15 protein-coding genes are annotated in these 23310 nt (G+C 54.8%); 12 read left to right on the top strand and 3 right to left on the bottom strand.

The window, feature by feature from the left end; all coding sequences use genetic code 11:
* Positions 1–155 precede the first annotated feature (155 nt).
* Entirely contained in the window at positions 156–3923 is a 3768-nt protein-coding gene (locus LC093_RS04160) for a S8 family serine peptidase (protein WP_226662493.1), read from the top strand.
* Between the two features lie 140 nt (positions 3924–4063).
* Here the strand turns inward: LC093_RS04160 and LC093_RS04155 are convergent, their stop codons facing one another.
* Both LC093_RS04155 and gltA read right to left on the bottom strand, forming a co-directional pair.
* The gene (locus LC093_RS04155; RefSeq protein WP_226662490.1) at positions 4064–5152 is read right to left on the bottom strand and encodes a glycosyltransferase family 61 protein; all 1089 of its coding nucleotides are present in this window, start codon (positions 5150–5152) and stop codon (positions 4064–4066) included.
* Positions 5153–5328: 176 nt separating this feature from the next.
* Positions 5329–6618, bottom strand: a complete 1290-nt coding sequence (gene gltA / locus LC093_RS04150) for a citrate synthase (RefSeq protein ID WP_226662488.1) — start codon at positions 6616–6618, stop codon at positions 5329–5331.
* A 638-nt stretch (positions 6619–7256) separates the two neighbouring features.
* On the opposite strand from gltA, the gene sdhC reads away from it, so the two are divergent.
* From sdhC to sucD, 9 genes are all read left to right on the top strand, one after another.
* Positions 7257–7631, top strand: a complete 375-nt coding sequence (sdhC, locus tag LC093_RS04145; protein ID WP_226662485.1) for a succinate dehydrogenase, cytochrome b556 subunit — start codon at positions 7257–7259, stop codon at positions 7629–7631.
* Entirely contained in the window at positions 7625–7993 is a 369-nt protein-coding gene (sdhD, locus tag LC093_RS04140; RefSeq protein ID WP_226662482.1) for a succinate dehydrogenase, hydrophobic membrane anchor protein, read from the top strand. Before sdhC ends, sdhD begins: the two co-directional genes overlap by 7 nt.
* Positions 7994–7996: 3 nt before the next feature.
* Entirely contained in the window at positions 7997–9769 is a 1773-nt protein-coding gene (gene sdhA, locus LC093_RS04135) for a succinate dehydrogenase flavoprotein subunit (protein WP_226662479.1), read from the top strand.
* A gap of 18 nt (positions 9770–9787) precedes the next feature.
* Positions 9788–10492 carry a succinate dehydrogenase iron-sulfur subunit gene (locus tag LC093_RS04130; protein WP_226662475.1) on the top strand — a complete coding sequence of 235 codons (705 nt, stop codon included), beginning with the start codon at positions 9788–9790 and terminating at the stop codon, positions 10490–10492.
* A 168-nt stretch (positions 10493–10660) separates the two neighbouring features.
* Complete coding sequence (locus tag LC093_RS04125; RefSeq protein WP_226662472.1) at positions 10661–13486, top strand: 2-oxoglutarate dehydrogenase E1 component; 2826 nt, start codon at positions 10661–10663, stop codon at positions 13484–13486.
* 40 nt (positions 13487–13526) lie between these two features.
* Positions 13527–14726, top strand: coding sequence for a 2-oxoglutarate dehydrogenase complex dihydrolipoyllysine-residue succinyltransferase (gene odhB, locus LC093_RS04120; RefSeq protein WP_226662470.1), 1200 nt, complete (start codon positions 13527–13529; stop codon positions 14724–14726).
* 61 nt (positions 14727–14787) lie between these two features.
* Entirely contained in the window at positions 14788–16230 is a 1443-nt protein-coding gene (lpdA, locus tag LC093_RS04115) for a dihydrolipoyl dehydrogenase (RefSeq protein WP_226662468.1), read from the top strand.
* A 165-nt stretch (positions 16231–16395) separates the two neighbouring features.
* Positions 16396–17562: an ADP-forming succinate--CoA ligase subunit beta gene (gene sucC, locus LC093_RS04110; RefSeq protein WP_226662466.1), complete on the top strand. Its 1167-nt coding sequence runs from the start codon at positions 16396–16398 to the stop codon at positions 17560–17562.
* A gap of 2 nt (positions 17563–17564) precedes the next feature.
* The gene (gene sucD, locus LC093_RS04105) at positions 17565–18437 is read left to right on the top strand and encodes a succinate--CoA ligase subunit alpha (RefSeq protein ID WP_078086032.1); all 873 of its coding nucleotides are present in this window, start codon (positions 17565–17567) and stop codon (positions 18435–18437) included.
* 133 nt (positions 18438–18570) lie between these two features.
* Here sucD and LC093_RS04100 read toward each other — a convergent pair whose 3' ends face one another.
* Complete coding sequence (locus LC093_RS04100) at positions 18571–19557, bottom strand: integron integrase (RefSeq protein WP_226662462.1); 987 nt, start codon at positions 19555–19557, stop codon at positions 18571–18573.
* Between the two features lie 810 nt (positions 19558–20367).
* On the opposite strand from LC093_RS04100, the gene LC093_RS04095 reads away from it, so the two are divergent.
* Both LC093_RS04095 and LC093_RS04090 read left to right on the top strand, forming a co-directional pair.
* On the top strand, positions 20368–20949 hold the full coding sequence (locus LC093_RS04095) for a hypothetical protein (RefSeq protein WP_226662460.1): 582 nt from the start codon (positions 20368–20370) through the stop codon (positions 20947–20949).
* A 511-nt stretch (positions 20950–21460) separates the two neighbouring features.
* Positions 21461–21919 carry a hypothetical protein gene (locus tag LC093_RS04090; RefSeq protein WP_226662456.1) on the top strand — a complete coding sequence of 153 codons (459 nt, stop codon included), beginning with the start codon at positions 21461–21463 and terminating at the stop codon, positions 21917–21919.
* Positions 21920–23310 lie beyond the last annotated feature (1391 nt).

Raw genomic sequence — 23310 nt, 5'->3', positions numbered from 1 at the left:
GAGACCGGTACCGTTGCAAACGTTAAATCTTACTCGCAGCCGTTGCTCGTATTACCGAACTTTAACTACCAATCTGGTGAGAATGACGAGAGTCCAGGGCAGCAATCGGCCGGCAAGATATAAATCAATAATAAAAGGTCTGAACTATGAGAAAGATGGCCAAATTGAGCCACATTGCTGCGGCAATGCTCGCCTTTTCCGGAAGTCTGGCATCGAACGGGGTTTCCTCCCAAGCACTGGCGCTTGGTGAGAAGCCGGAATCCGGCGAACTGACATTTACCCTGATAACCGGCGATAAAGTCTCCGCGATCGTCAAAAATGACGGTGCACTCGCGGGCATTCGTCTGCTTGGCGCGGATGGTGGCGAGGTGGTAACCAGCATCTATAAGTACGGCAATGACACTTATGTGGTACCGCCGAAAGCCCAGAAGCTGGTCGATGCAAAAGCCGTGGACCTGGAGCTGTTCAACATCAGTAAACTCCACCAGGGTGGTTACGATGACGCGTCTACCAGCGAGCTCCCAGTTATTGTTGAGTACATCGATGGCAGCCTGGCTGGATCGGCAACACCGGAGGTGCTGGATGGCATGTCCCTGACCGGTGAAATCGAAATTATCGACAGCGCGGCCTTCGGCATTGATAAAAGTCAGGCGGCGGAACTCTGGTCGAAGTTGACTACAGACAGCCGCGTAGAGGGCGTCTGGCTGGATGCGATGTTGAATGCGCATGAAATGTCCGTGTCTCAGGCCCTGACCCCCACCGTGCCGCTCACCGGTGCCCATGGTGCATTTGCGGCAGACTTTAACGGTGAAGGTGTGACGGTTGCCGTGCTGGATACCGGTTACGATGTGGAGCATGCGGATCTCGCTGGCCAGGTTGTGGCCGCTATGGACTTCACCTATTCCCGCAATGAGTTTGACGACCTGAATGGTCACGGTACCCACGTAGCTACAACGATAGCCGGTACCGGCCAGCTGTCCGATGGCCTTTGGGCGGGTATGGCGCCGGGCGCGAACCTGGTTATCGGTAAAGTACTGGGGAACACCGGCAGCGGTTCTACGTACCGCATCATGAACGGCATGCAGTGGGCGGTGAACCAGGGAGCGGATATTGTCAGTATGTCCCTGGGGGGAACGGCGACGTCCTGTGATGGACCGATGGTGGATCTGGTCGAAGCGTTGAGTGATCAGGCCCTGTTCGTCATCTCCGCCGGAAACAGCTTCACCCGTGAAACCGTGGGCTCACCGGGTTGTGCGCCGAGCGCCCTGACCGTGGCAGCGGTTGATCGCGATAACCAGACAGCAGTGTTTTCTTCCCGCGGTCCCTCCCCGGACGGCCACTCCGCCAAGCCGGATATTGCCTCCCAGGGTGTTGATGTGATTGCGGCCGCCGCGGGCGGTATTGCTGAGACCGGATATACAGCGCTCTCCGGTACTTCAATGGCGGCACCGCATGTGTCTGGCGGCGCGGCAATCCTGAAGCAGGCGCGCCCTGAACTGACGCCCCGGCAGCTGAAAAAAGTCCTGACTTCTTCGGTAACACTCAGCGATGCGCACGTGCTCGAACAGGGTGCTGGCCCAATGGACGTGAACCAGGCAGTGATTCAGGCGGTGGTCGCCGAGCCCAATTCCGAGCTCGGGTTTTTCACCGGCAACCAGCAGTTCGAACTGACCGAAACCACGGTAACGCTGGAGAACCTGTCGGGCGAAGACAAAACCTTCAAGCTGAAACTCGATCTGATTGGTGAAGACGGTTCTACCCAGCTGCCGGCGACCCTTGCCGGTCTTGGGCTGAAAACCATTACTGTACCTGCCCAGGGCAGTGCAGACATTCCTGTTTGGATTGACCCGGCCGTTGGCCTGCGTAACGGCGCCTACGGTGCAATCACCGGGCGCATTGTCGGTACCGTTACCGGTAATGACGACGAGCGACTCTCGGTACCGCTGTCTTTCTGGATCGACCAACCGAAAGTCGATCTGACATTTAGTGTGACCGACAATCGCGGCAAGCCCGCTATCTCTCCGTCGAAAATCTATCTCATGAACGACGAGGACGATTGGGGGCAGTACCTGTCGGTGAGCAACGGATATGCCAGCGTGAAAGTGCCGGAAGGCAATTACAGTATCGTTGCCAATGTGATGACCTACGACAACGACGATACATATTACGGGCTGGTGGAGTCCGCGGCCCAGATGGCGATTCTACGCCGCAAGGTGGAGAGCGATACGCATATCGAGTTTGATGCGCGCAATGCCGAGAAGGTGGAGTTCAAGGCAGATCGGCCATTGGCACCCCAGGGTTATTCCTTCGGATTTACTTATGCCCTGGACGACGCCAAAGTCGCCAAGCTGGCCGCGATGGAGTTGGCTCCGGACTATGTAAAAGACTTCTATGCTTGGTCCCAGGGGCATGATGATCGTTTCCGTTCCTTCGTTACTACTCGCGCGGTGGCTCCGGAGACGGTCATGACCATGGAAAACGGTGAGGTGCTGGATTACGTGAATCAGAGTCTGGCACTGAGCTTCCATGGCGAAGGCAGTGCTGAAGTCGTACCGGTTGGGGATGCCGGATACAGCACAGACTGGGAGCAGTTTGATCTGGAAGGCAAGGTCGCGCTTATTTCCAACCCGTACTACCTGACGTCCTACATGGTCGGCAACGCAATGAAGCACGGTGCGATCGGCGTTATCGCGTATCGCCCGGGCACCGATGGCCGCTACAAGGGTACGATTTCCGGTACACCCAAAGTGCCGGTTGTCGCGCTGAGCGCCGAGCAGGGTGCGCGACTGCACGCTGAAGTCGAGGCGGGTAACAACCTGGTGAGCTGGTCTGGTATTGCGGCAGAGCGCAGCCCCTATGCCTACTCTATCAACCACATTACCGATGGCCATGTGGACGGCGGTCTGGTGCGTATCCATGACAAGGACATGCACAAAATCACCGCCGCTTACCACGCCCAGAATGGCGACAGCCCAGCCTGGACCGATGTGATGGCAATGACCAACAGTACCGGCGAGTTTTACTCAACCGGTAGCCCGCAGCTGGTCATGACACCGGTAGAGCGCGAAGAGTTTTACACGGCTACCAGCAAAAACGCCTGGACCAACATCGTGATGCCGGCGGCGCAGCTGCGCTCCAACGGCGGTTACTTTGATGGACCGAGGCTGATGACCTCGGGTGCCGAGGAATACACCACTTGGTTCAAGGGCCCGCGCGGCGGCACGCTGCTGACCAGTGGCTCTTCGATCGCGTACCGGAATACCAATGTGCTGCAATTCAGTATTCCTGCCTTCGGTGACGCGTCCGGGCATGATGGTACCGGTGGATACAATGGTGTAGGGGCATACGGTATTACCGTTGATGGCCAGAGCCAGTATCTGGACAGCGGCATGCTCACCGTCCCGAACAGTGCCAGTGAAATCACGCTGGAAGTCCGCTACTACCCCCGTGGTGTAGGTGAGCGTTCACCGGTCAAGGATCACCTGGGATCCTTCTATCAGGGCTTTTACAGCTTCAACACGGACACCAGTCAGCAGGGCTCCCAGCCGGTACTGGTTCCCGTACTTGATGTGCCGGTCAGCATTGTGAATACGGCACCGGCCGGTGAGCCGGTGGAAATCAAACTGTCTGCGGTGATGGACGGGCTTGGCGAAGTGGAGCTCTCCGCTGTGACACTGCAATACGGCTATGGACAGGAGTGTGTGCCGGACAATGTCTCTGCTTACGTATACTGCCCGGTAAGCAGCAAGTTCTCTTCTAACAGCTGGGTGAACGCAGAAATCAAGCAGGTAAATGGCGAGTGGGTGGCGATTGTGCCCAACGCTGGAGAGGCCGGTGACTATGTGCACCTGCGTGTACAGATGGCCGGTACCAGTGGCAGCCGCACCGAGCAGATCACCATGCGAAACTATCTGCTCCTGTAAAACGGGGCCTGTTGTTTCCATTCAAGCCGCTAGTGTGTAAGCACTAGCGGCTTTTTTTGTAGCCAATTCATTGGTTGGCGTGCAGAAACGTGGAGAGACTAATCGGGGCACTCCAAATTAAAGTGCCCCATTGGCGGCCCTCAGCTCACTTGTAAAACGGGCTTCTCGGCTACCGGTTCCGCCGATGGGGGAGGGCATGGTTCTGAAGTCATGCCGGCCTTGTTCATAGCCAAATCCAGGCTTTCCATCGACACATGGAAATCACGCAGATTACTGGTGAAAGAGGCTTTGGGGCCGAGTAACTCGGGCCAGATATCGCCTCTTACCCCGATCCAGCTGCCGCCGGTCTGCTGCGCGAGAATGCGATATACCGTGGTTACGTGGGCGGGAGAAAAGATTTCGAGTAAGCGGTAGGGCTTATGGCCTATACCGGGGTTGCGGAAAATGAGTGGCGCGAGTGCCGCGCCGTGCACGGCCACGATATCCTCGGCTGCGCAAAGGTACTGTATCTGCTCCTGCAGGGAATGCTCCTCGGCAAAAATACGGGTATAGCCGCGCGCTTGCAGGGTGGCCCATACCCGCTGTTCGTTTATCAGTTTTCGTGTGTCTTTGCGGGATATGTAAAGGCGGGTGGGGGTGTCGAACTTGTTCGGGGTGCCAATACTTAATGATTCGGGTAGGTGGCGTGCGATAACCTCATGCCGAACCCCGCGCAGGGCAATCCATGGGGATATCTCGTACCTGGCGACCAGGCCCTGTACCGGTCGATCAGTTCTCAGTACGGAGAACCCAAACAGCTGGAAGAGCTCAACGAGCTTACCTGAAATAGTTTTGGGCAGGACTACGGTTACAGGCTTGTTAATTTTTACAAGCTGCTCCCGCACCATGAGCGCCAGGGGAAGGTGGTTGGTAATGGCGTGGGCCCAGTTCTCCGGGCTGCGGTAGCGCAAGTCCAGCACAATGCTGCCCTGTTCCACTTCAATGGGGTTTCTTTCACCTGATACCCACTGCTTTAGCCGCTCGCGCCGGGACAGGTTGGCTGGGGTTGAGACACTCGCCTGCGAGGCCAGTTTGAGGCGGAAATTGCCTGGTGCCGATGAGGTGGCAGGTAGATGAATTTCTTCCGCAACGGGCTGAACCCGGTCTGCAGTGCGTGTGGGCTCGCCAATTAACCAGCCACGACCGGCATTTTCTACGGGCAATTCGAAAGTGGTGTCGATCATATCCATATGTAATCCCTGCTGATTCCCTGGTGCAGGCTTTTCCACCGGGAATTGAGGCCTTCGGTGGCGTGAGAAACCAGTTTAAAAGAGTCGGTAAGACAAAACCAGCGGTCTAACCGGGCCGCCAGAAAACAAAAAACCCGGCAATTGCCGGGTTTTTCGGGTTTCGCTGGAGATCGAACTTAACGATCTTCCACGGAAACGTAATCGCGCGCGGTGTAGCCGGTGTACAGCTGACGCGGACGACCGATCTTGTACGGATTGGAGATCATCTCGTTCCAGTGCGCGATCCAACCAGCGGTACGACCGGTGGCAAAGATTACGGTGAACATGTCGGTCGGAATGCCAATGGCTTTCATGATGATGCCGGAGTAGAAGTCTACGTTCGGGTAGAGCTTCTTCTCTACGAAGTACTCGTCTTCCAGAGCAATCTTCTCGAGCTTCTTGGCGATCTTCAGCAGCGGGTCGTTCTCGGCACCCATCGCACCCAGAACTTCGTCGCAGATGCCCTGCATTACGCGGGAGCGCGGGTCGAAGTTCTTGTATACGCGGTGGCCGAAGCCCATCAGGCGGAACGGGTCGTTCTTGTCTTTGGCTTTCTTCACGTACTCGTCGATGCGGCTCTCGTCGCCGATCTCTTCCAGCATGGTCAGAACCGCTTCGTTGGCACCGCCGTGCGCCGGTCCCCACAGGGTAGCAATACCGGAGGAGATGCAGGCGAAGGGGTTGGCACCGGAAGAACCGGCCAGGCGCACGGTAGAGGTAGAGGCGTTCTGCTCGTGGTCTGCGTGCAGCAGAAAGATGATGTCCATTGCCTTGGCGACAACCGGGTCGATCTTGCTCGGCTCACAGGGGTTGCCGAACATCATGTGCAGGAAGTTCTCGGAGTAGCTGAGGCTATTGTCCGGGTACATGAACGGCTGGCCTTTGCTGTGCTTGTAGCACATGGCTGCCAGGGTAGGCATCTTGGCAATCAGGCGGTCAGCGGAAATCTTGCGGTGGTCAGGATCGGTGATGTCGAGGGAATCGTGGTAGAAGGAGGCGAGGGCGCCTACAACACCGCACATCATGGCCATCGGGTGGGCGTCGTAGCGGAAGCCCTTAAAGAAGTTGACCAGGGATTCATGCACCATAGTGTGGTTCATGATGCCGTTGACGTACTCTTTCTTCTGCTCAGCGTTTGGCAGTTCGCCGTTCATCAGCAGGTAGCAGGTTTCCAGGTAGTCAGATTTTTCTGCCAGCTGCTCGATAGGGTAGCCGCGGTGCAGTAGTACACCCTTGGCGCCATCGATGTAGGTGATCTTGGATTCACAGGATGCGGTGGACATAAAGCCCGGGTCATAGGTAAACAGACCCTTGCTTGCCAGGCTGCTGACGTCAACAACGTCGGGACCGGCAGTGCCGGAGTAGACCGGCAGGTCGTATGGGGCGTCGATACCGTCGACCGTGAGTTGAGCTTTCTTGTCGGACATTGTGGACTCCTAAAAACTATTCTTTTGCCAGCTTCTTATTTCCACACAAATCACTGAATAACAGTTCAATGCTGCAGCGTGCCGGGAGGACTCCCTCCGCGTTCACCTGTGTTCACTGGTTATGATTACAGGTAGTGTCCTGGCGCGCTGAAAACCCGGAAAGTACCGGATTATGCGGGCTCGGAGGGCCACCTTTGGCTGCATCCAGACACGGATATGGGGCTAGCGGGCTTTTAAGCGCGGCCAAACTTAAGTGCCGCGCCTCGAATTGTCAAACCAAATCGGGGCTTTGCAGGCCATTCATATCCGCAGGATCTTCGGTCACTAGAGCAGGTGGCAGGGATTTTGCCTGCTTAGTTGCGCATATCCACAATGGAAATTCGGTGAGCCTTTGGTATCGGGTTCATACCTAGGTCGGGTATGTGGCGCAGCATGCAACTGCTACAAAGCTGCCGCGAACGTCCGGTGTTTCGTTGTTTTTTGAGATTTGAATGCCTATAATCCGCGCGGCTTGCGCCTTGGTAAGGCCACTTTGTACAAGGTCTCTACAGGTTGAGTGCAAAGTAAACAGCAAGCTCGCCCAAACTCGAGAAAATCTACGGGCGCCCCGTCTTTCAGGGCAACAAGGTGTTTTTCCTGTGAACAAAAACAGACCTGTCAATTTAGACATTTCTACTATCAAGCTCCCCGCTGCTGGATTGGTTTCTATTCTGCACCGTATTTCCGGTGTGGTGCTTTTTGCTGTCGTTGCACTGCTGTTGTGCATGCTCGACGCCAGTCTGGAATCTGAGCAGGGTTTCCAAAAAATAGCAGACACTTTTAATAGTGTTCCGGCCAAGCTCATTCTGTGGGCGTCTCTGGCTGCGCTCATTTACCACCTGATTGCCGGTGTGCGTCACTTGCTGATGGATATGGGTATTGGTGAAAGCCTTGAAGGTGGTCGCCGCAGCGCGGTTGCAGTGCTGGTGCTTTCAGTCATTCTCATTCTGCTGGCGGGGGTTCTGATATGGTAAAGGCAGTAACAGGATTTGGTCGTAGCGGTCTCTACGACTGGTTCATTCAGCGCGTCAGCGCCGTGGTGCTGGTGGCTTATACCCTCTTTATAGTGGGCTTCATCTTCTTGTCCAAAGATTTCAGTTATGCCTCCTGGTCTGCTTTGTTTGAGCAGCGTTGGGTGCGCGTATTCAGCCTGGTGGCTCTGATCTCTACCATTGCACACGCCTGGATCGGTCTCTGGTCCGTAATTACCGACTACCTCACCAACCGCATGATGGGTGGCAAAGCTACCGTGCTGCGCATTCTGGTAGAGGTGCTGTTGGGCGCCGTAGCCGTGTTCTACGCGGTGTGGGGCATTGAAATTCTGTGGGGTGTGTAAGAAATGTCGAATATGCGAACTATTACCTTTGACGGTATCGTAATTGGCGGCGGCGGCGCGGGTATGCGCGCTGCGCTGCAGATGGCCCAGTCCGGTTTCAAGACTGCGGTTATCACCAAAGTATTCCCGACGCGTTCACACACGGTTTCTGCCCAGGGCGGTATCACCTGTGCGATCGCCAGTGCTGACCCCAACGACGATTGGCGTTGGCACATGTATGACACCGTAAAAGGTTCCGACTATATCGGTGACCAGGATGCCATCGAGTATATGTGCTCTGTGGGTCCGGAAGCGGTGTTCGAGCTCGAACACATGGGCCTGCCTTTCTCCCGTACTGAGGAAGGCCGTATCTATCAGCGTCCGTTCGGTGGCCAGTCCAAAGACTTCGGTCGCGGCGGTCAGGCGGCACGTACCTGTGCCGCGGCTGACCGTACCGGTCACGCGCTGCTGCACACCCTTTATCAGAACAACGTAAAGCACAACACCGTATTCCTGAATGAATGGTTCGCGGTTGACCTGGTGAAGAACCAGGACGGTGCGGTTGTAGGTGTGATTGCCCTCAATATCGAAGACGGCGAAGTTGTCTTCGTGAAGTCCAAGGCCACCGTATTCGCTACTGGCGGCGCCGGCCGGATCTTCGCCTCTACCACCAACGCACACATCAACACCGGTGACGGTGTGGGTATGGCCCTGCGTGCCGGCTTCCCTGTTCAGGACATCGAGATGTGGCAGTTCCACCCCACCGGTATTGCCGGCGCGGGCGTACTGGTCACTGAAGGTTGCCGCGGTGAAGGTGGTTACCTGATCAATAAGGACGGCGAGCGCTTCATGGAGCGTTACGCGCCGAACGCGAAAGACCTGGCTTCCCGCGACGTGGTTGCCCGTTCCATGGTTCTGGAAATCCTCGACGGTCGCGGTGCTGGTCCCAATGGCGACCACGTGTTCCTGAAGCTGGATCATCTGGGTGAAGATGTGCTGCACAGCCGCCTGCCGGGTATCTGTGAACTGGCCAAGACCTTCGCACACGTGGATCCGGTGAACGCGCCGATCCCGGTCGTACCGACCTGTCACTATATGATGGGTGGTATTCCGACCAACGTTCACGGTCAGGCCCTGACCCAGGACGCTTCCGGTAACGACCAGGTCATCGACGGCTTCTATGCCTGTGGTGAGGTTGCTTGTGTATCCGTACACGGCGCCAACCGTCTGGGTGGTAACTCGCTGCTGGACCTGGTGGTCTTCGGTCGCGCATCCGGCCTGTTTATCGAGAAAGCCCTGCGCGAAGGTATCGAAAACCGTGAAGCTTCCGAGTCCGATATCGAAGCGGCCATGGCGCGCCTGAACGGTCTGGAAACCACCAATAATGGTGAATCTGCTGCAAGCCTGCGCACCGAGCTGCAGGGCGTGATGCAGAATCACTTCGGTGTATTCCGCCGCGGCGACTACATGGCGGAAGGCGTTAAGAAGCTGGAAGGCCTGCGCGAGCGCATTGCGAATGTACGCCTGGACGACAAGTCCCGTGCGTTCAACACCGCGCGTATCGAGGCGCTGGAGCTGCAAAACCTGCTGGAAGTGGCGGAAGCGACTGCCATCGCTGCAGAAGTGCGTACCGAGAGCCGCGGCGCACATGCGCGCGAAGACTTCCAGGAGCGCGACGACGAGAACTGGCTGTGCCACTCCATGTTCTTCCCGGCGGAAAAGCGTGTCGGCAAGCGTGCGGTTAACTTCGCACCGAAGACTGTCGATACCTTTGAGCCGAAAGCGCGTACATACTAATTCGGGAGCGGAAGCAACATGTTGAAAGTAAGCATTTACCGTTACAACCCGGACACGGATTCTGCCCCGTACATGCAGGATTACGAGCTGGACACCGAAGGTAAAGACCTGATGGTGCTGGACGTGCTCGAACTGCTCAAGGCCCAGGATCCGAGTCTGGCCTTCCGTCGCTCTTGTCGTGAAGGTGTGTGTGGTTCTGACGGTATGAATATTTCCGGTAAGAACGGTCTGGCGTGTGTCAAACCGATTTCTGAAGCGGCACCGAAAGGCAAGCTGGTATTGCGTCCGCTGCCGGGCCTGCCGGTGATCCGCGACCTGGTTGTGGATATGGAGCAGTTCTACACCCAGTACAAGAAGATCGAGCCCTACCTGCAGAACAGTTCACCGGCTCCGGCCATCGAGCGCCTGCAGTCTCCGGAAGAGCGCGAAAAGCTGGACGGTCTGTATGAGTGTATTCTCTGCGCCTGCTGTTCCACGGCTTGTCCGTCTTTCTGGTGGAACCCGGACAAATTTATCGGTCCGGCCGGCCTGCTGCAGGCGTACCGCTTCCTTGCGGACAGTCGCGATACCGCTACTGATGAGCGCCTCAGCAATCTGGACGACCCCTTCAGTGTATTCCGTTGTCACGGTATCCAGAACTGTGTGAACGTGTGCCCTAAAGGCTTGAATCCGACCCGGGCTATCGGTCACATCCGCAACATGCTGATTACCCGCGCGGTATAGGTTGCGAATTTAGCAACCATAGATAATCACAATTAGGCCGACAGTAACGCAGCTGTCAGGCTTATACAAAAGAGGGGAGGTGTCTTTGTGGCGCCTCCCCTTTTGTGAGTGAAAAGACAGGAAAGAGCGGCGCAGCAGGGGAGGCGCCGACAATCGAGGTAGGCATTAATGCACGAAAGTACAATGGAGGAGCTCTGGCGCACTTCGCACATTTCCGGTGGTAACGCCGGTTACGTGGAAGAGCTGTACGAGACCTATCTGCACGATCCCAATGGCGTCCCGGAAGAGTGGCGCAATTACTTCGACAGCTTGCCCCGCGTAAACGGTGGCGATGTGTCACATGCGGCCATTCGTCAGCACTTTGAGCTGTTGGCCAAAAACCGTACCCGCCCGCTGTCCGCCCCAGGCGCCGGCTCTGTGAATATTGAGCATGAGCGCAAGCAGATCAAAGTTCTGCAACTGATCAACTCCTATCGCCATCGCGGCCACAAGAAAGCCAAGCTCGACCCGCTCGGTTTGATGGCGCGCGAACAGGTGCCGGACCTGCAATTGAACTATCACGGCCTGACTGAAGGGGATTTTGATACCACCTTCCAGACCGGTGACCTGTTCTTCTGCAATGGCGAAGCAACCCTGCGCGAAATTGTCGAAGGCCTGGAAAAAACCTACTGCGGTAGCCTGGGTGCTGAAATCATGCACCTCTCCAACCTGGACGAGCAGCAGTGGTTCCAGCAGCGTCTTGAACGCAGCCAGTCCAAGCCCAATTACGGTAACGATATTCGCATTGAGATCCTGCAGCGCCTGTCTGCTGCGGAAGGTCTTGAGCGTCACCTGGACTCCAAGTACCCGGGCACCAAGCGCTTCGGTGTGGAAGGCGGCGAGAGCCTGATTCCGCTGATGGATGCGCTGATCCGTCGCTCCGGCACTTACGCGGTGAAAGAAATCGTGATCGGCATGGCCCACCGTGGTCGTCTGAATACCCTGGTCAATATTCTGGGTAAAAACCCGGCGGACCTGTTTGAGGAATTCGAGGGCAAGAAAACCCTGGATACCTCCGGCGACGTTAAATATCACCAGGGCTTCTCTTCCAACGTGATGACCCCCGGTGGTGAAGTGCACCTGGCACTGGCCTTTAACCCCTCGCACCTGGAAATCTGTGCGCCGGTGGTTGTGGGCTCTGTGCGCGCACGCCAGGACCGTCGCGGTGACAGCACCGGCGAGAAGGTAATGCCGATCAATATTCACGGCGATGCGGCATTTGCCGGTCAGGGCGTGGTGCAGGAAACCCTGCAGATGTCCCAGACCCGTGGCTATTACACCGGTGGCTCTATCCACATTGTGCTGAACAACCAGGTGGGCTTCACCACCAGCAAGCGCGAAGACGCCCGTTCCACCGAGTACTGTACCGACGTGGCCAAGATGATCGACGCCCCGGTACTGCACGTGAACGGCGACGATCCCGAAGCCGTAGTACTGGCAGGCCTGCTGGCAGTGGATTACCGCTACGAGTTCAAGAAAGACATCGTGATCGATCTGGTGTGCTACCGCCGTCGCGGGCACAACGAGACCGACGATCCGTCCGGCACTCAGCCGCTGATGTACCAGCTTATTCGCAAGCAAAAGACGACCCGTACCCTGTACGCGGAAAAACTGATTGCGGAAGGTGTGGTTGATAAGGCTGAAGCGGACAAACTGGCGAACGACTACCGCGATAAACTGGATCGCGGTGAAGATGTAGCCACTGGTCTGGTGAAAGAACCGGATGCCTCCATGTTTGTGGACTGGCGCCCGTTCCTGAACCACGAGTGGACTGCTGAAGGCGATACCAGCTTTGAGCTGACCAAGCTGAAAGATGTGGCCACCCGTATGACTACCGTTCCAGATGGTATCGTCATGCAACGTCAGGTCTCCAAAATTTACGAAGACCGCCGCAAGATGGCCGGTGGCGCACTGCCGCTGAACTGGGGCATGGCGGAAACCCTGGCTTACGGTACGCTGCTGGAGCAGGGCTATATGGTTCGCTTTACCGGTGAAGACGTGGGTCGTGGTACCTTCTCCCACCGCCACGCCGTACTGCACAGTCAGAAAGACGGCCAGACTTACGTGCCGCTGCAGCACATGTCTGAAGATCAGCCGCGTTTCGATATGTACGACTCGCTGCTGTCTGAAGAAGCGGTACTGGCTTTTGAATATGGCTACGCCACCACCACCCCGAAATCCCTGGTGGTGTGGGAAGCCCAGTTTGGTGACTTCGCCAACGGTGCCCAGGTTGTTATCGACCAGTTCATCACTTCCGGTGAACACAAGTGGGGCCGGATGTGTGGTCTGGTCATGTTGCTGCCACACGGCTACGAAGGCCAGGGCCCGGAGCACTCTTCCGCCCGCCTGGAGCGCTTCATGCAGCTGTGCGCCGAGCACAATATCCAGGTGTGTAACGCCACCACCCCGGCACAGATCTTCCACCTGCTGCGTCGTCAGGCTATCCGCCCGATGCGCCGCCCGCTGGTGATCATGAGCCCGAAGTGGATTCTGCGTCACAAGCTGGCTACTTCCAGCCTGGACGAACTCGCCAACGGCAAGTTCCACAACGTAATCCAGGATGATGGCGTCGATCCGGCCAAGGTGAAACGACTGATCCTGTGTTCCGGTAAAGTGTATTACCACCTGCTGGAAGCCCGTATGGAGCGCGAGCAGGATGATGTGGCTTTCGTACGTATCGAACAGCTGTATCCGTTCCCGGATGATGAATTCCTGGCTGCGATCTCCGCATTCAAGAACATCAAGAGCGTCGCCTGGTGTCAGGAAGAGCCAATGAACCAGGGCGCCTGGTACTCCAGCCAGCACCACCTGCGTCGCTTGCTGAAAGAAGCACACCCGAAACTGGAGCTGGAATATGTCGGCCGCGCGGCTTCTGCTGCACCTGCGGCGGGCTACATGTCCACGCACCTGGAAGAACAGAATACGTTCATCAACGAGGCGCTGACTGTCAAATAAGGCAGCAGTACAACGAAGAGCAATCTCAGGAAACAGGAAAATGACGATCGAGATTAAAGCGCCAACTTTCCCGGAATCCGTTCAGGACGGCACTGTTGCCACCTGGCACAAACAACCGGGCGAAGCCGTGTCCCGCGATGAACTGATCGTGGATATTGAAACCGACAAAGTGGTGCTGGAAGTTGTCGCACCGGCAGACGGTGCCCTCAGTGAAATCATCAAAGGCGAGGGCGACACCGTTCTTTCCAACGAAGTGATCGCTATTTTTGAAGAAGGTGCGGGCGCAAGCGCCGGTGCCGCTTCCGAAGCTGCTCCTGCAGCTGAAGAAAAAGCGGAAGCCCCTGCGGCAGGCGGTGAAAAAATTGCCATGCCTTCCGCCAAGAAAATGGCGGCGGAAAAGGGCGTAGACCTGGCCGGCGTTGAAGGCTCCGGTAAAGGCGGTCGCGTACTGAAAGAAGACGTGATGAAGGCCGGTTCTGCTCCGGCTGCCGCAGCCGCTCCGGCTGCTGCAGCGCAGGTTGAAGTGGCTGCTGGTGAGCGCGTTGAAAAGCGTGTGCCGATGACCCGTATGCGCAAGCGCATCGCGGAGCGTCTGCTGGATGCTTCCCAGTCCACCGCCATGCTCACTACCTTCAACGAAGTGAACATGAAGCCGATCATGGATCTGCGTAAAAACTACAAAGATCTGTTCGAGAAGACCCACAACGGCACTCGCCTGGGCTTCATGGGCTTCTTTGTAAAAGCGGCAACCGAAGCGCTGAAGCGTTACACCGCGGTTAACGCTTCCATCGATGGCAACGACATTGTGTACCACGGTTACCAGGACATCGGTGTTGCAGTTTCCTCCCCGAAAGGTCTGGTTGTACCGGTACTGCGTAACGCCGAGCACCTGGGCCTCGCGGATATCGAAAACAACATCCGTGACATGGGCCTGCGCGCCCGTGACGGCAAGCTGACCATCGACGAGATGACCGGCGGTACCTTCACCATCACCAACGGTGGTGTATTCGGTTCCCTGCTGTCCACCCCGATCCTGAACCCGCCGCAGACTGCGATCCTGGGCATGCACAAGATCCAGGAACGCCCGATGGCGGTAGACGGCAAGGTGGAAATCCTGCCGATGATGTACCTGGCCCTGTCTTACGATCACCGCCTGATCGACGGCAAGGAAGCGGTTGGCTTCCTGGTTGCGATCAAGGAAATGATCGAGGACCCGGCGCGCATCCTGCTGGAAGTATAAAAATATCGGGGCCGGGAACGGCCCCGTTCGCACACTGAATTCACCAAATTTGGAACGGACCATGTCAGAAAAATTTGACGTAATCGTAATCGGCTCAGGCCCCGGTGGTTATGTAGCCGCAATTCGCGCAGCGCAGCTGGGTCTGAAGACTGCCTGCGTCGAGAAATGGACCAATAAGGAAGGCAAGGTCGTTAACGGCGGCACCTGTCTGAACGTGGGCTGTATCCCCTCCAAGGCGCTGCTGGACAGCTCCTGGAAATACCACGAAGCAAAAGACTCTCTCGACGTTCACGGCATCGACACCGGCAAGGTAAAGATCGACGTCAAGAAAATGATCGAGCGTAAAGACGGCGTAGTTAAGCAGATGTCTGGCGGTATCGCCGGTCTGTTCATGGCCAACAAAGTGACCTCCATTCAGGGCACTGGCAAACTGCTGGCCGGCAAGAAAGTGGAAGTGACCGATAAAGACGGCAACGCCACTATCTACGAAGCCGAAAACGTGATCCTGGCATCCGGTTCTGTTCCGGTGAACATTCCGCCTGCACCGGTAGACGATAAAATCATCGTTGATTCCACTGGTGCACTGGAATTTACTTCCGTACCCAAGCGCCTGGGTGTGATCGGTGCGGGCGTAATCGGCCTGGAGCTGGGCTCTGTGTGGAACCGCCTGGGTTCTGATGTGGTTGTACTGGAAGCACTGGACAACTTCCTGTCCATTATGGATCAGCAGATCGCGAAAGAATCCCAGAAGATCCTGAAGAAGCAAGGCCTGGATATCCGCCTGTCCTGCCGTGTAACTGGTACCGAAGTAAAGGGCAAAGAAGTTGTTGTTACCTACCAGGACAAGGAAGGTAAAGAGCAACAAGAAACTTTCGACAAGCTGATCGTCTGCGTTGGCCGTCGTCCGTTCACCGAAGGCCTGCTGTCTGAAGACGCCGGCGTGAAACTGGACGAGCGCGGCTTCATCTACGTCAACGACCTGTGCATGACTTCTGCACCGGGCGTATGGGCGGTAGGTGACGTAGTGCGCGGCCCGATGCTGGCCCACAAAGCGTCTGAAGAAGGCGTGGTGGTTGCCGAGCGCATCGCTGGCCAGAAGCCGATGATGAACTACGACGTGATCCCGAACGTAATCTACACCCACCCGGAAATCGCTGCTGTCGGTCGTACCGAAGAGCAGGTGAAAGCGGACGGCGAACCCTATAACGTAGGTGTTTTCCCGTTTGTTGCTTCCGGTCGTGCGGTTGCCGCGAACGAAACCAGCGGTATGGTGAAAATCATCGCTCACGCCGAAACTGATCGCGTTCTCGGTGCCCACATCGTTGGCCCGTCTGCGGCGGATCTGGTGCAGCAGGTAGCGATCGCCATGGAATTTGGTTCCAGCGCGGAAGACATCGGTATGACTGTGTTCGGTCACCCGACCCTGTCTGAGACCGTGAAGGAAGCGGCACTGGCTGTAAACGGCCACGCGATTCATATCGCTAACCGTAAAAAGCGCAAGTAAGCGATTTGCATGTCGGGGCGGCCATCAAAAGCCGCCCCGGTTTCATTTCAGGATTCTGGATTTGTAACGTTTTTTTAAAGACTTGGGCAATTTCAGGATTTTGTTTAAAGGTGCAGAGCAATCTGCAATTGGTAAACACATTTCAAATGTGAATTGGTATTGACTATGAACTTGCATGAGTATCAGGGCAAACAACTGTTTGCAGCATACGGATTGCCGGTTTCCAAAGGCATCGCAGCGGAAACCCCGGCAGCAGCAGCAGCGGCAGCAGACGAAATCGGCGGAGACAAGTGGGTTGTTAAAGCCCAGGTGCACGCTGGTGGCCGCGGTAAAGCGGGCGGCGTTAAGCTGGTAGACTCCAAAGCGGAAATTGAAGAATTCGCCAAGAAGTGGCTGGGTAACAACCTGGTAACTTATCAGACAGACGAAAACGGCCAGCCGGTTTCCCGCATCCTGGTTGAAAGCTGCACCGACATCGATCAGGAACTGTACCTGGGTGCGGTCCTTGACCGTGCTACCCGTCGTATCGTTTTCATGGCCTCCACCGAAGGCGGTGTTGAGATCGAGAAAGTTGCGGAAGAGACTCCAGAAAAAATCCTGAAAGCCACCATCGATCCGCTGGTAGGCGCTCAGCCTTACCAGGCGCGTGAGTTGGCGTTCCAGCTGGGTCTGGAAGGCGATCAGATCAAGCAGTTCACCAAGATCTTCCTGGGCCTCGCCAAGATGTTCGAAGAGAAAGATCTGGCCCTGCTGGAAATCAACCCGCTGGTAATCACCCCAGAGAAAAACCTGCACTGCCTCGACGCGAAAATCGTGATCGACAGCAATGCCTTGTACCGCCACCCGGACCTGCGTGAAATGCACGACCCGTCTCAGGAAGACGAGCGCGAAGCACACGCAGCCAAGTGGGACCTCAATTATGTGGCACTCGATGGCAACATCGGCTGCATGGTTAACGGTGCTGGCCTGGCCATGGGTACCATGGACATCGTCAACCTGCACGGCGGCAAGCCGGCCAACTTCCTGGACGTTGGTGGCGGCGCGACCAAAGAGCGTGTAGTTGAAGCGTTCAAAATCATCCTGTCTGACGAGAACGTAAAAGCCGTTCTGATCAACATCTTCGGCGGCATCGTACGCTGCGACATGATCGCAGAAGGCGTAATTGGTGCGGTTAAAGAAGTTGGCGTTAAGATCCCGGTTGTTGTTCGCCTCGAAGGTAACAACGCCGACCTGGGTGCCAAGGTTCTGAGCGACAGCGGCCTGAACATCATCGCTGCCACCAGCCTGACCGACGCGGCAGAGCAAGTGGTTAAAGCTGCGGAGGGTAAATAATCATGTCAGTACTGATTAACAAAGATACTAAAGTAATCTGCCAGGGCTTCACCGGCTCCCAGGGTACTTTCCACTCCGAGCAGGCTATCGAGTACGGTACAAAAATGGTCGGCGGTGTAACCCCGGGCAAAGGCGGCCAGACTCACCTGGGCCTGCCGGTTTTCAACACCGTAAAAGAAGCCGTAGAAGCTACCGGTGCAGAAGCATCTGTAATCTACGTACCGGCGCCTTTCTGTAAGGATTCCATCCTGGAAGCAGCCAACGGCGGTATCAAGCTGATCGTGTGCATCACCGAAGGCATTCCTACCATGGATATGCTGGATGCCAAGGTTAAGTGCGACGAGCTGGGCGTACGCCTGATCGGCCCGAACTGCCCGGGCGTGATCACTCCGGGTGAGTGCAAAATCGGCATCATGCCGGGCCACATCCACAAGCCGGGTAAAGTGGGCATCGTTTCCCGTTCCGGTACCCTGACCTATGAAGCGGTCAAGCAGACTACCGACCACGGCTTCGGTCAGTCCACCTGTGTGGGCATCGGTGGTGACCCCATCCCGGGCTCCAACTTCATCGACATTCTGGAAATGTTCCAGAACGACCCGCAGACCGAAGCGATCGTTATGATCGGTGAGATTGGCGGTTCTGCTGAAGAAGAAGCGGCTGCTTACATCAAGGAAAACGTCACCAAGCCGGTGGTTTCCTACATCGCTGGTGTAACCGCTCCTCCCGGCAAGCGCATGGGCCACGCTGGTGCGATCATCTCTGGCGGTAAAGGCACTGCAGACGAGAAGTTTGCTGCGCTGGAAGACGCTGGTGTTAAAACCGTCCGCTCCCTGGCGGAAATCGGTAATGCACTGAAGGAAGTAACTGGCTGGTAATTGGCCGTTTGCTTTCTTATAAAGACGGGCCCCTGGTGGGCCCGTTTTTTTTGCCGTGATGAAACTCGCCTATACGCCTTTGTAATGCTACCTATACGTTTCTGCTTCACTCTTCCAACAAATAAAGCCTCTACTATTGAGTGATGAGGTCCAGGGGGCTCCGTACTCCCTCTGTATGTGTACCGATTACATGGGTATAGATCATCGTTGTCCTGACGTTACTGTGTCCCAGCAGCTCCTGGATATTCCGGATGTCGCTCCCTGCCGCAAGTAGATTGGTTGCGAAAGAATGGCGAAACGTATGGCAGCTGGCCTTCTTTTTCACGCCAGCCTTTTCAATTGCTCGTGCGACAGCGCGTCGTACCTGCTGTTCGCGCATATGATGACGGCGCATCACTTGCATATACGGGCAGAATGCAGGCTCATCAGCGGGAAATAGATACAATAACGCAAGGTTGCGGTGTGCGGGCTTACTGGACTTTGCGCCCGGCACGTAGATAGAACCACACCCCTTCACCAGATCCTGACGGTGTAAAGCAACTGCCATATCAATCTGGGCCCGCAATGGCATAACGAGTGACTGGGGTAACAGAACCCGGCGTGCCTTACTGCCTTTCGCTTCATTTACAGTCAGAGCTAAATTGTCAAAGTCCAAATCACGTATACGTAAGCGCACGGCTTCCATTACCCGTAATCCTGATCCATACATTAGAGATGCAGCAAGCCAACACTGGCCCCTGAGGAGGGACAGCACTCGCATTGCTTCGTCGTGACTAAACACGACAGGCAATTTCCGCCCTTTATTGGCGCGAGTGAAGTTCAAGTGACCAATGTCACGGCGCAAGAACTGTGTGTACAGGAATACCAAAGCATTGAGCGCTGTTTTCTGCGTGTTGATTGATACAGACCGGTTACAGGCGAGGTGACAGAGCCATTCATCAATCTGCTCAGCCCCGAGCTTCTCCGGTCTCTGCATGTTATGAAACCGGATATAGTCTCGAATCCACCGGCAATACGTTTCTTCCGTCCTGTATGCCAGCCGTTTGGTACGCATAAAAGCACGCAGGCGATCCATAAATCTAGTTGGCTGAGCGGGTAGTGGGCGAGGCACATCTTCCATGGGGGCCCCCAATTACGGCATTTGATCTGTATTTATATACAGTGCTTGGGGTTTTTTCCAGCAATCTCCGATTACAAACGATTACAGTGCCCACTATCTGTGGAAGAAAGAGCCATATCCGAAAAAAATGATTCAAATCAAATAGTTACCGGGTTATGTTCAGGGTGTGATAGTGGGCAGAGTGAAACATTATGTCCTGGTAGGTTTGGTTGATGCACGGTCCGAAACCTTGACGCCATGGGGCTTAGGACGCATTCTTTACGCAAAATAACACGGCGGATAGTGGGCAGCCAAAATTGCGCACCTCGCCCACGATATAACTGTTATAAATCATGAACGAATTCAGTGCACAAGAAAGTCAAGCGATCCATAGAGCATTAACGTACTGGATTGACAAGTGGGATTGGGAATGCCCAACTCTTTTTGGCATGGACAAATCGCAGATGCGCTCTTTAGTGGAAGACTGGCCGAAATCTCTTAGAGAGCAACCACAATTAATAGCTGCAGCAGCTGCAAGTTGTTTTGGAGAACTCTTATACGGGGCAAGTTCTGTCCCAAGTTCAAAAGTTTTGGAGATACTAGGTATCTCCTACGAACGTGCTGGCGAGCTATGCAGCGTGCTTCGTAGAGAGCACGGGGGTGATTTATAACAAGGCCAGGCAGTAAAGCTCCGGGCCTTCGGCCCTCCGCGGGACAGCTTACCTTGTGCACGTTTTGCGCAGGTCGCTGCGCTCCCATTTTCGCGCAAAACGCGCCCAAGGTAAGCTGCCCCTGCTGGCGGCGTTAGGCAACGCAACCAGAGATACATCCGTGTTAAAAGCCATTTTTATAGTAGTGCTCGCATTGATAGTTTCTTCATGTACGAAAATACACTTCACGGCTGCGGAGCTGCAGCCGATTCAGTCGAATTACACAGATGGTGATCTAAGTATTTTGATTCTCACGGAAAGTACTCTTGTTTCTAGGGAGGCTAAAGATCAACAGCACATTCGGCACTACGACTTTCCACCTAGAATTATCGTTCACATATCTTCAGATCACGAGTACAAAGATACTCCAATAGCGATAACTTCAATTTCTTTGAAATCAGAAGGTGGCATGGAGCTCTTGAGTCGCCGGGGTGTTGAACTAACGCTTAGAGACTCATGGTTCAAAGATAGCGAAAAGTATAATGATCATGTTCATTTAAAAAATTTGGGGGGAGTGAACACTGTCCGTGATATCTACATCACCCCATGGATAAGAGGCATTGAATTAGAGCAAGACTACAACTTCGTGTTGGAGTATATCAATCTTAAGGGAGAGCCTAAAAGCATTGAGGTCCAGTATTTAGCGGTAAAAGAAGAGGTTAAAAAACTAGTCCCAACCAGGCTATATTGGAACTCCGTATAATTGCCTAACAAACAGCGGCAGAGCGACAGCCAACGCTACGCACCTTTTGTGTTACTCGCTGGCGCTCAAACATTAACACAAAAGCTGCTCCGCGCTGGCTGCGCCTGCGCTGGGCGTTATGGTGCCGGGCCGTAAAAATGGTTGCCTGTGCCAGCGTGTAATTTTGAGCACTGTTTTGGCTCGCAGCCTTTTGCTTTTTGCCATGATAAAATCAAGTAGTGTCGTTCCTAGTGCTTTCGTTTAAGTTCATAGGAGTCCCGGCAACTCCGCTGCAGTAACGTGGGGTGCCAATAAGAGAATAATTGGTTGGGGGAAGCCGTAAGCTCTTTCCTCGTTTTTAAGGAGCTTCTGCGCATTCGGTACCCGTAGGTGCTTCGGAGCGCGTCAGCCATAACCAGGCGCTGCAGCCGACATCTTACTTTGTGCACTTTGTTGCGCGGTCGCTCCGCTCCTATTTTGCGCAACAAAGCGCCCAAAGTAAGCTGCGGCTGAGCGCGGCGTTAGTGCATACATGAATACAGAAGACTATCTCAGTAAATTGGTGGCAATTTTTCCAGGGTTTGAAGAGTCATGGAAAAATGAAGATATCTATAGAGAAGATGATGGTTCGTTTACTGAACACAGCTTGATGGCATGCCTTACAGATTTTTATAGAAATCATTTTAAGCTTTACACCAAGTCTCAGTGCATAGCCTTTTCTCAACTCATGGAAGGAATTGTTGCGCCTGATCCTGATGATTCTGATCTGCTAGCCAATGCCATTTGTACCTGCTTTTTAGAGAATATTGCGGGTGACAAAGAGGGGGAGTTTCTTCGGCCCTTTTTAGGGAAGTTGTCTGAGGTACTACCTATGCTGGGTATAAATTGCACTAACAAGGTGCTGCAGCCGACGTCTTACTTTGCGCACTCTTTGCGCGGTCGCTGCGCTCCCATTTTCGCGCAAAAAGTGCGCAAAGTAAGCCGCCGCTGAGCACGGCGTTAGCAGGTATACGCAGTGATAACTATAAATCTGTTTTTTGTCACTTTCGGAATCGTCATCGCCTATGGCCTAATGGGCTATTTATTATCAAGCCGGTTGTCCAAGCACATAGAAAATTGCGATGATTCATATTTTCTGTTGTTACACATGCAGCAACATGCGCTGACAGGTAAAAAATTTGAATATGAAGTTAGCACTGAAGCAGGGGATGCAGAATACAAGCGGCTGAAAAAGTTCGTTAGCTATTCATTCTCCGTAATATTCTCTCTTTTACTGCTAACGTTTGTTTCCAATTTTCTAGGGTGGTAGGGCCCCTGCTAACAAGGCCGGGCAGTTTGCTCCGGGCCTACGGCCCTCCGCGGGACAGCTTACCTTGTGCACGTTTTGCGCAGGTCGCTTCGCTCCCATTTTTGCGCAAAACGCGCACAAGGTAAGCTGCCCCTGCCGGCGGCGTTATGGTGCCGGGCCGAAAAATTTGTGGCGTGTGCCAGCGTGTAATTGAAAGCACTGTTTGGGCCCGCAGTATTTGGCTATTTGCCATGATAAAATCAAGCAGTTTCGTTCCTAGTGCTTTTGTTTAAGTCCGTAGGAATCGCGGCAACTCCGCTGCAATAACGCGGAGTGCCAATAAGAGAATAATTGGTTGGGGGGAAGCCGTAAGCTCTTTCCTCGTTTTTAAGGAGTTTCTGCGCATTCGGTGCCCGTAGGTGCTTCGGAGCGCGTCAGCCATAACCAGGCGCTGCAGCCGACATCTTTCTTTGTGCACTTTGTTGCGCGGTCGCTCCGCTCCTATTTTGCGCAACAAAGCGCCCAAAGTAAGCTGCGGCTGAGCGCGGCGTTATTGTGCCGGTCGGTAAAAATAAATATTTTTGGTACGGCAAGTTTTGCGCACAGTTTTGGCAACCAGCATTTGGCTTTTTGCCTGTGTGCATCCAAGTAGTTTCGTTCCTAGAGTGTTCGCTCGGGTTTGGTAGAAGAGGGTGCTCCGCTGCAGTATTGTCGTGTGCCTATAAAAAAAGTAGGTTGGGGAAAGTGCGGTATTCTTTCCTCGCAATTTTCGGGCAGTGGCCAGCCACAGGGTGGCAGGCAGAGTGCTAGTAATTAGGTCGGAGCGCGCCAGCAATAACAAGGCCAGGCAGTTCGCTCCGGGCCTTCGGCCCTCCGCAGGACGGCTTACTCTGTGCACTTTTTGCGCGGTCGCTACGCTCCCATTTTCGCGCAAAAAGCGCACAAAGTAAGCCGCCTCTGCTGGCGGCGTTAAAACTCACAAGAGTCGTGATTCATATTTATGGCAGAAATAACCGATTATCTAGTCATTTTCGGAGATGGATCAGAGTTGAAAGCTGATCCATTCGGAGAGAGTTTGGCTTTCGCTTGTGGTG

This window comes from Microbulbifer aggregans, from assembly GCF_020524005.1.
Taxonomy (GTDB): domain Bacteria; phylum Pseudomonadota; class Gammaproteobacteria; order Pseudomonadales; family Cellvibrionaceae; genus Microbulbifer; species Microbulbifer aggregans_A.
Note: the sequence above shows the minus strand (reverse complement) of the source record. Positions and strands in the feature narration are given on the sequence as shown.

Coding starts and splice junctions, on each gene's coding strand:
- LC093_RS04160 (WP_226662493.1), top strand. CDS start 156: ATGGCCAAATTGAGCCACATTGCTGCGGCAATGCTCGCCTTTTCCGGA.
- LC093_RS04155 (WP_226662490.1), bottom strand. CDS start 5,152: ATGGATATGATCGACACCACTTTCGAATTGCCCGTAGAAAATGCCGGT.
- gltA (WP_226662488.1), bottom strand. CDS start 6,618: ATGTCCGACAAGAAAGCTCAACTCACGGTCGACGGTATCGACGCCCCA.
- sdhD (WP_226662482.1), top strand. CDS start 7,625: ATGGTAAAGGCAGTAACAGGATTTGGTCGTAGCGGTCTCTACGACTGG.
- sdhA (WP_226662479.1), top strand. CDS start 7,997: ATGTCGAATATGCGAACTATTACCTTTGACGGTATCGTAATTGGCGGC.
- LC093_RS04130 (WP_226662475.1), top strand. CDS start 9,788: ATGTTGAAAGTAAGCATTTACCGTTACAACCCGGACACGGATTCTGCC.
- LC093_RS04125 (WP_226662472.1), top strand. CDS start 10,661: ATGCACGAAAGTACAATGGAGGAGCTCTGGCGCACTTCGCACATTTCC.
- odhB (WP_226662470.1), top strand. CDS start 13,527: ATGACGATCGAGATTAAAGCGCCAACTTTCCCGGAATCCGTTCAGGAC.
- lpdA (WP_226662468.1), top strand. CDS start 14,788: ATGTCAGAAAAATTTGACGTAATCGTAATCGGCTCAGGCCCCGGTGGT.
- sucC (WP_226662466.1), top strand. CDS start 16,396: ATGAACTTGCATGAGTATCAGGGCAAACAACTGTTTGCAGCATACGGA.
- sucD (WP_078086032.1), top strand. CDS start 17,565: ATGTCAGTACTGATTAACAAAGATACTAAAGTAATCTGCCAGGGCTTC.
- LC093_RS04100 (WP_226662462.1), bottom strand. CDS start 19,557: ATGGAAGATGTGCCTCGCCCACTACCCGCTCAGCCAACTAGATTTATG.
- LC093_RS04090 (WP_226662456.1), top strand. CDS start 21,461: ATGAATACAGAAGACTATCTCAGTAAATTGGTGGCAATTTTTCCAGGG.